This window comes from Desulfonatronospira sp. (assembly GCA_003563255.1).
Taxonomy (GTDB): Bacteria; Desulfobacterota; Desulfovibrionia; order Desulfovibrionales; family Desulfonatronovibrionaceae; genus Desulfonatronospira.
Genome location: PWSL01000439.1, coordinates 1 through 7,590, shown reverse-complemented (window position 1 = coordinate 7,590; position 7,590 = coordinate 1). Strand labels below are relative to the sequence as shown.

Here is a 7,590-nt window from a genome sequence, read left to right as displayed (position 1 = left end):
GGACTGGCTCTTCCGGGACCCACTTGACCCAAAAAATGAGATATTTTAAGCACAAAATGATGCTCAAGTGGGTCCCGGAGTGCCTGTCCCCTGCTTTCCTTAAAAGCGCTAAACAGATACAATAAAAATAAGTGCGGGGGTGCCTGTCCCCAATTGAGGCATAAAATTTTATAAGTTTCGCTGTAGTGTTAGTGGGATACCATCTGCTCCATGCAGACTTCTGCAGAAGTACAGACCATGTTTCGCCCGTTGAACTTGGAAAGATACAGGGCCTGATCTGCCTGTTCCACCAGGGCTTCTTTGGGTGTGAGCGGTCCCGGCTTTATGGAGGCTACTCCAAGGCTGGCGGTTATGCTGAATTTTTTATCTTTGAATTGAAAAACTGTCTGACCGATTTTCTGACGGATTCTCTGTCCCAGAAGCCAGGCCTGCTCTTCATTGGTCTCCGGCAAAAGAATTACAAACTCTTCACCTCCATACCGGGCTGGAAAGTCTGTCTCTCGCACGGTGTTTACCAGAATCTCTCCGATTTTTTTCAGCACCATATCTCCGGTCAAGTGCCCGTACATATCGTTTAAGGCCTTGAAATGATCCAGGTCCAGCATGATCAGGCTCAGGGAAGCCCCCTGCCTCTGGTGTCTTTTGAGCTCTTTCCTGATTTTTTTGTCAAAATTTTGACGATTGTTGATGCAGGTTAAGCCGTCGAAGTCGGCCTCAAACTTGACTGCTTTATATTTAAGAGAGTTTCGTATGCTTAAGGCCAGGTGCCTGGCCGCACTGTTTATAATGGTTGTCTGATCTCTGCCCAGCCTTAAAACCTCTTCAGAGACCAAAACAAGGGCTCCAAAGGTACTCTGCCTGTTCTGCAGAGGCAGCAAAATTTGCCGGGTGGGCGTTGGACGTTGGTGAAGACCGTTTTTACCGCTGTTCATGGGGATGTAATTATAATTTTTTGGGGCCTGCCCTTCAAACCGCTTTGCAACTTCTATTAGGTGTGTAATCCAGTCCTGTCTGATCTTTTTGGACTGAATTTCAGGCAGATATATTTCAGCCAGCATACCGTTCTCGCTGTGATTCCAGAAAACGGCAGCCAAACCTGTGGTGCCCAGCAGGGTCTCGAACTCGCCGGCGGTTGCCTGCAGAATTTCTGCCAGGTCCAGTGTCTGGGATGTCTTGGTCAATATACGGTTTAAAAATTCCAGCTGAGCGTTTTTGCGAGTCAACAGTTCGCGCTCCAGGACGATCTCCCTGGCCATGAGATGCAGATCATCATATAGTTCCTGCACTTCCCTGGCCTTGTCCCGGATACTCTTCAGGGCATTGCGTGTAACCGGTCGACGAAGATACCCCAGAAACGATGCCGAAACATTGTAATGATGCTTCAACTGCGGACTGTCATCATCAAGTACAAGCACCAGGTGCTGATTGTATCTCTCCAGCTCATCCCGGATTTCCTGATCCATATTCTCCCACCTGCCTGGACTCAGAAATAGTATATTGATACCAGATTTACCGGCTTTTGAGAATAGTGGTCCTGAGCCGTTAACCTCTTCAACAACAGTCTCTCCTGGAAGGTTATCCTCAATTTCCAGTCTCAACTCCCTGGAGATACCCACCAGATGAAAAACGGCTTGGCTTCCGTGCATGTCAGGCTCCTTTTTTGACATTTTCAGTAAAAACATGCAAATTCAGGGCCACTAAGCTGTTTTACGAAAAATCTCAAAACAAGGTCGCCTACCTATCTGATTCACCTCTCACTTGGATACCCTAACCATAAGAAAGAACCAGAGGCAGTTAACCCATCAACGCGTTAGTGCTTAGTGAAAATTTCAAACCAACATGTTGGTCGTAAAAATCGGTTCCTGGTTCTTCGTTCCTGGTTACCTCTCGTTCCCAGGCTCCAGCCTTGGAACGCTTAGTTCTTGCGGCACCAGCCGCTTCTTATAAATGTGGCTGCAGCCACAAAAAAGCGATGAGGGGCCACTTTTTCCGCGCAGGGTACCTGCCCCCCTGAATGGTTACGGCACTCTACAGCGACACTTTATTTGAACTCGAAGGGGACTGGCTCTTTTGCCGCCGGATAGTCCGGCCGTTTTACGTTTTGAGGTCGGCAAAAGTGCCTGTCCCCTTTGGCCGAGGCGATAATTAACACAAAGTGTCGCTGTTGTGTTAACAGACACCTCTTAGCTAGGAATTTTTTACCGCTTCAGGGCTGCAAAAAAAAAATTAGCCAGGAATTGGTGTTATAACATACTGTTTTCATTTAATAAAATTATTATGGCATCAGCATTGCTGTAACCCTCAAAAACTCAAGGAGGGTATCAACATGTCTTTGGTCTTAAACAACAACATGATGGCTATGAATGCGGCGAGGAATCTTGATAGCCACTATGGCGCACTGGCAACGTCAACCAGAAGACTGTCTTCGGGACTGAGAGTCGACACAGCGGCTGACGATGCTGCCGGACTGGCAATCAGGGAACTGATGCGGGCAGACATCGCAGCCATGAACCAGGGCGTAAGAAACGCCAATGACGGGATATCAGCCCTGCAGACCGCTGATGGCGCTCTGGAAGTTATCGACAACAAGCTCATCCGCATGAAGGAACTGGCTGAACAGGCGGCTACAGGAACCTACACTGCCGATCAGAGGAAAATAATCGATCAGGAATTCCAGCAGATGAAAAGAGAGATTGACCGAATAGCCAATGCTACAGAGTTCAACCAGGTCAAACTTCTCAACGGAACCCTGTCTGAAAGGGGTAGTCAACTCTTTGAAGAGGGTGCATCCGGCCATGTCCCTGGAAACACCCTGAAGATTCATTTCGGGCCCCGCAACAATTTTGGAGAGGATTTCTATTATGTGGAAATCGGAGACGCTACAGCTGCCGGACTGGGCATAGACAATACTTACTTAAGATATACAGTTGAGGAGCCTGTCAGTCAGGCATTAGTGAATATCGATCAGGTCATTAAACAGCTCGAGGAACAAAATTTGAGTGGTGGGGATGCCATAGACAAGTCAGTTACGCTTAAGCACCTGCTACAGCAAGCTTTAAATCATCTTAACTATGCATCAGGACAATTGACTGTAGCTTCTGACACTGACGAGCTGACCAGCAAATATTCTGGAGCAATATCTGATTTGAGAACTGATCTTACTAATAAAATTGGTGCACTAACCAGTGGAATAGTAATGCTCAACGAAGGTTACTGGAGTGATTCTCCAGATATAGTAAGTGGCCTGGTATCGTTGCGAGGTGACCTTGACTCTGCCCTTACCAGCGGCATCACGCTGGGTGCTTTGGACAATCAAATGGCAAAACACATTACCACTGCCAGGGCACAGGAGGCCCTGGAAACCATCGACGATGCCATAGAGCAAAAAGACAAGATCCGGGCCGACCTGGGTGCTTACCAGAACCGATTAAGTAATACCATCTCCAACCTGCAGATCCAGGCCGAAAACCTGCAGGCTGCTGAATCGCGCATCTCGGATGCGGACGTAGCCCAGGAAATGACTCAGTTTGTGCGCAACCAGGTATTGTCCCAGGGTGCCACAGCCATGCTGGCCCAGGCCAATACCTTGCCTCAGATGGCTATGCAGCTCATCGGAGGCTAAAATACCGGCTAGAGGCGACCAAAGACATGGGGCCGGGCTTTACCCACCCGGCCCCAGCCCTAAAACCTTGGTCATCTGACACCGGCTGTCTGGACAGATTTCAGGTAGTCCAAAGCCTTGCTGGCCGCTGTCTGCTCAGCCTTTTTTACACTGCCTCCCCGGGCCTCTATGCACACACCGTCCGGAAGTTCCACCTGGACAAGATATTCCTTTTCATGTTCAGGGCCAAAGCTGTCAAGCAGGGTATATACCGGCCTGGCGCGGAAAATTCCCTGGGTTTTTTCCTGCAGCCTGCTTTTAAAATCCTTGGTTGCAGGCAGCAACTCAACCCTCTCTGGAATATACTCCTCAAAAAGGTTGCCAATACACGCACAGGCTTCGTCATATCCGGAATCCAGATAGATGGATCCCAAAAGGGCCTCCAGGGTATCCGCCAGCACAGAATCCCTGTCCCGGCCCCCCTGCTGCTCTTCACCCTTGCCCAGAAAAATATACTCCCCCAGGGTAAGTGACCTGGCCAGCCTGGCAAGCGTCGGCTCGCTGACCAGAGCAGCCCGCAGTCTTGTGAGGTGGCCCTCAGCAGCCTGGGGAAACCTGGAGAACAGTGTATTTGAGATGCATAGCTCCAAAACCGCATCCCCCAGAAACTCCAACCTCTCGTTATGCTCCATCTGCCTTTCATTGGCATATGAGCTGTGTGTCAAAGCCCTTACCAAAAGATCAGTGTCCTGGTACCTGTACCCAAGTTTTCCCTGCAGCTCATCCAGCAATTGTAAATCCTGGCTCAATATTTCTCCTTGTTATGGCATGGGGCTCGGAGCATGAGGCATGGGGCGTTCAAACTCCAGGAGTTTTTCAGAAAAACCCACAAACAGCAGCCTTGCTTCAGCTCACCGCCTGGGCCGCCTGCCGGGCCAGCTCATCACAGCGCTCGTTATATTCATGCCCGCTGTGCCCCCGGACCCAGTTGAACTCCACTTGGTGGGCCTGCAGCAGGCGGGCAAGTTCTTCCCACAGGTCCCGGTTCTTGACGTCTGTTTTCTGAGTGGTTTTCCAGCCGTTTTTCTGCCATTTCTCCAGCCATTTTTCATTGATGGCCCTGGCTATATACTGGGAGTCAGTGTGGATGCGTACCCGGCAGGGATACTTCAGGGCCTTGAGACCTTCCAGCACGGCCATGAGCTCCATGCGGTTGTTGGTGGTGTCGTCCATCCCGAAAGAGATCTCCTTTTCCAGATCCCCCCACTTGAGTATCGCCGCATAACCTCCGGGACCGGGATTTCCCAGGCAGGCCCCGTCGGTATAGATATCCACCACTTCGGGCTTATCACTCCTGTTCAATAGCCAGCAACTCCTCACCCAGCATGTGCAGGGCCTGGTAAAGCCCTCTTGGCCAGTCCTCCCCCTGCCAGTATCCTTCAAAATGTTCTTCTTCCAGGTATTGCACAAAATCCTGGGGCAGGGCCCTTTTTAAAACCGGGGGCCAGACAATTGCGACCTCCTGGTAGGCAGGACTGATACCCATAAAAAGCACACGGGAGTCAGGCTCGGGCGCAGCCACAAAATGTTCGAAAACCCTGATCCTCACCCCGAAACCAAACCTGTCCTGCATGCTCCTGGAAAATGAAGCCAGCTGATCCTGCTGCTCCCTGGACAGGGTGTCTGTCTCATCAGTAACCATGTGGCTGGTAAGGATGACATCCATGGAGCGCTCGTAGTTTTTCCAGAACAAAAGACCTACCACCACGAAGAGTATGACTGTAAAAAAAACTCGAAAGGTGCTGCTCTTTCGTTTGCTGCCGGAACCGGAACGGGGCAGGATATTCATGCTCATGCCTGATTGTTTACCTTGTTTCTTCTGTTTTTTTAATATCGGGCATCTTAACCTGCATCCTGCTTCCCTGCCCCGGGTCCATCTCCAGCAGAACCCGGTAATAGGTCTTGCCGCTGCGTATTATTGCACTTGTGTCCACCCCGGCCACCCGGCCCGTGAGAATATTTTGCCCGTTGCTATCAAGCCTGATGCTCATGTCGCCCTCCAGGCTCAGGTCCTGCAGCATATTTTCAGACATGTATATCCACAAGGCCAGTCTGGCAGGTCCTGCTATGTCCACCTGCACCGGAGACCTGCCCGGCAGGAGCATCTCGCCACCGGTGATTTTGGGCATATCCTGTGCGGTCACGGTAATCCTGGAGGGTTCCCCGGATTGAAGCGGGGGCTGCTCATCCTGGCGCCATAGCCATATCCCTCCCAGAACCAGCACATGCAAAAGTATCAACAGGCAGATCTTGCGCATCTATCAGGACAGTTCCTGTACCCAGTTTTTCAAGGGTGTTTCAATGATCTCGCGCAGTTCCTGCAGTCTTGACCCGGACTCGGCCTCGAATCTGAGCACCAGCACCGGCTGGGTATTAGAGGCCCGCAGCAGGGCCCAGCCATCCTCAAATGTAATGCGCACCCCGTCAACGTCTACAATGTCATAATGTTGCCGGAAATACTCCTGGGCCTTTTTAACCACGTCAAATTTGATCCTGTCCGGGCAATCCACACGGATCTCGGGAGTATTCACGGTCTTGGGCCAGTCATCCAGGTAACTGCTCACGGGCTGACCCTGTTTTTTGGCCACGATTTCCACCATGCGCCTGGCAGCGTACACTGCATCGTCAAACCCGTAGTAGCGGTCAGCAAAAAACATGTGTCCACTCATCTCCCCGGCCAGAAGAGCCTGTTCCTCCTTCATTTTGGCCTTAATGAGGGAGTGCCCGGTTTTCCACATTATCGGCCTGCCGCCATGCTTCTCAACATCGTTAAACAGGAGGTGGGAACATTTTACCTCCCCTATGATGCATGCCCCGGGATTCTGCTGCAGCACATCCCGGGCATAGATGGCCAGGAGCTGGTCCCCGTAGATCATTTTTCGATTCTCATCCACCACTACTATGCGGTACCCGTCTCCATCCAGGCCGAGGCCCAGCTGGGCGTTTTCTTTCTTTACAGTGGCCACCAGGTCTTCGTTGTTTTTCATTACCGTGGGGTCGGGATGATGGTTCGGAAAATCGCCGTCCGGATTGCAGTAGATGGGCACCACCTCCGCCCCGGCATCCTCCAGAACCTGTACACAGTCCAGTCCGGCAGCACCGTTGCCGCCGTCCACAACCACCTTGACCCTGGAGGGAGCAGGTCCCTGCAACTGCATGTATTCCCGGTAAACCGGCCGGATATCCATCTCGGTGGCCATCCCGTCACCCGAGGCAAACTCCCCGGCAACCATTATACGAAAAACTTCCTGAATTTCCTCGCTGTGAATGGTGCTTTCTTCCGCCCAGATCTTGAAACCGTTGAAATCAGAAGGGTTGTGGCTGGCCGTGATCATTACCCCGGCCCGGCGCTCCAGCTTTTTGACCGCAAAATAGAAAAGAGGCGTGGAAACCATATTGAGGTAGACGACATCCACTCCAGTACTGGTCAGGCCTTTGATCATGCGCTCCTGGTATTCCGGGGAACTGTGCCGGCAATCATGGCCGACAACGGCCTGGTCCAACCCAAACCTGCGAAAGTAAGTACCGCAGGCCTTACCAAGCACCTCTACCCATTCAGAATCAAAATCCTTGTCAACAATCCCTCTTATGTCATATGCTCTAAAAATATCCTGCCTGATTTCCTTCATCGCAGCAAACTCCCTTGTTGTTTTATTATTAATTACTGTAGCACTACAGCGACACTAAATTTATGCTGTAAGGGGACTGGCTCTTTTGCCGACGGTTAGTCCGGCCGTTTTACTAAGCTGTAAGGGGACTGGCTCTTTTGCCGCCGGTTAGTCTGGCCGTTTTACGGTTTGAGGTCGGCAAAAGTGCCTGTCCCCGGTGGCCGTACCCGGTGCCTGTCCCCGGTGGCCGTCCCCGGTGGCCTGTCGTGCTCAACGCGTCCTGCAGGGGGTAACCGGATGATGCCCCGAAGAGGCCACTTT

7 protein-coding genes and 2 pseudogenes are annotated in these 7,590 nt (G+C 51.4%); 2 read left to right on the top strand and 7 right to left on the bottom strand.

Annotated features, from left to right (window positions below; translation table 11 throughout):
* Positions 1-188 precede the first annotated feature (188 nt).
* Positions 189-1,646 carry a diguanylate cyclase gene (locus tag QZP87_RS12825; RefSeq protein WP_291323316.1) on the bottom strand — a complete coding sequence of 486 codons (1,458 nt, stop codon included), beginning with the start codon at positions 1,644-1,646 and terminating at the stop codon, positions 189-191.
* A gap of 680 nt (positions 1,647-2,326) precedes the next feature.
* On the opposite strand from QZP87_RS12825, the pseudogene QZP87_RS12820 reads away from it, so the two are divergent.
* Together QZP87_RS12820 and QZP87_RS12815 are read left to right on the top strand one after the other, a co-directional pair.
* A pseudogene (locus tag QZP87_RS12820) lies at positions 2,327-2,908 on the top strand (flagellin); the annotation flags it as partial.
* Positions 2,909-3,331: 423 nt separating this feature from the next.
* Positions 3,332-3,622 (top strand): annotated as a pseudogene (locus QZP87_RS12815) (flagellin); the annotation flags it as partial.
* Positions 3,623-3,693: 71 nt separating this feature from the next.
* On the opposite strand, the gene rnc reads toward QZP87_RS12815, so the two are convergent.
* The 6 genes from rnc to QZP87_RS12785 form a co-directional block, all read right to left on the bottom strand.
* Positions 3,694-4,392, bottom strand: coding sequence for a ribonuclease III (rnc, locus tag QZP87_RS12810; RefSeq protein ID WP_291323317.1), 699 nt, complete (start codon positions 4,390-4,392; stop codon positions 3,694-3,696).
* A 115-nt stretch (positions 4,393-4,507) separates the two neighbouring features.
* The gene (gene rnhA / locus QZP87_RS12805; RefSeq protein ID WP_291323315.1) at positions 4,508-4,963 is read right to left on the bottom strand and encodes a ribonuclease HI; all 456 of its coding nucleotides are present in this window, start codon (positions 4,961-4,963) and stop codon (positions 4,508-4,510) included.
* Positions 4,950-5,450, bottom strand: coding sequence for a TPM domain-containing protein (locus tag QZP87_RS12800; RefSeq protein ID WP_291323314.1), 501 nt, complete (start codon positions 5,448-5,450; stop codon positions 4,950-4,952). The genes rnhA and QZP87_RS12800 overlap by 14 nt, the downstream gene beginning before the upstream one ends.
* Positions 5,451-5,466: 16 nt before the next feature.
* On the bottom strand, positions 5,467-5,919 hold the full coding sequence (locus tag QZP87_RS12795) for a hypothetical protein (RefSeq protein WP_291323313.1): 453 nt from the start codon (positions 5,917-5,919) through the stop codon (positions 5,467-5,469).
* 3 nt (positions 5,920-5,922) lie between these two features.
* Positions 5,923-7,290, bottom strand: a complete 1,368-nt coding sequence (locus QZP87_RS12790) for a phosphomannomutase/phosphoglucomutase (protein WP_291323312.1) — start codon at positions 7,288-7,290, stop codon at positions 5,923-5,925.
* Positions 7,291-7,402: 112 nt separating this feature from the next.
* A partial coding sequence (locus QZP87_RS12785) for a hypothetical protein (RefSeq protein ID WP_291323311.1) occupies positions 7,403-7,590 on the bottom strand: 188 nt, incomplete at its 5' end.

Bases quoted from the DNA above. Each gene is read 5' to 3' on its own strand.
- QZP87_RS12825 (WP_291323316.1), bottom strand. From the start codon at position 1,646: ATGCACGGAAGCCAAGCCGTTTTTCATCTGGTGGGTATCTCCAGGGAG.
- QZP87_RS12800 (WP_291323314.1), bottom strand. From the start codon at position 5,450: ATGAATATCCTGCCCCGTTCCGGTTCCGGCAGCAAACGAAAGAGCAGC.
- QZP87_RS12795 (WP_291323313.1), bottom strand. From the start codon at position 5,919: ATGCGCAAGATCTGCCTGTTGATACTTTTGCATGTGCTGGTTCTGGGA.
- QZP87_RS12790 (WP_291323312.1), bottom strand. From the start codon at position 7,290: ATGAAGGAAATCAGGCAGGATATTTTTAGAGCATATGACATAAGAGGG.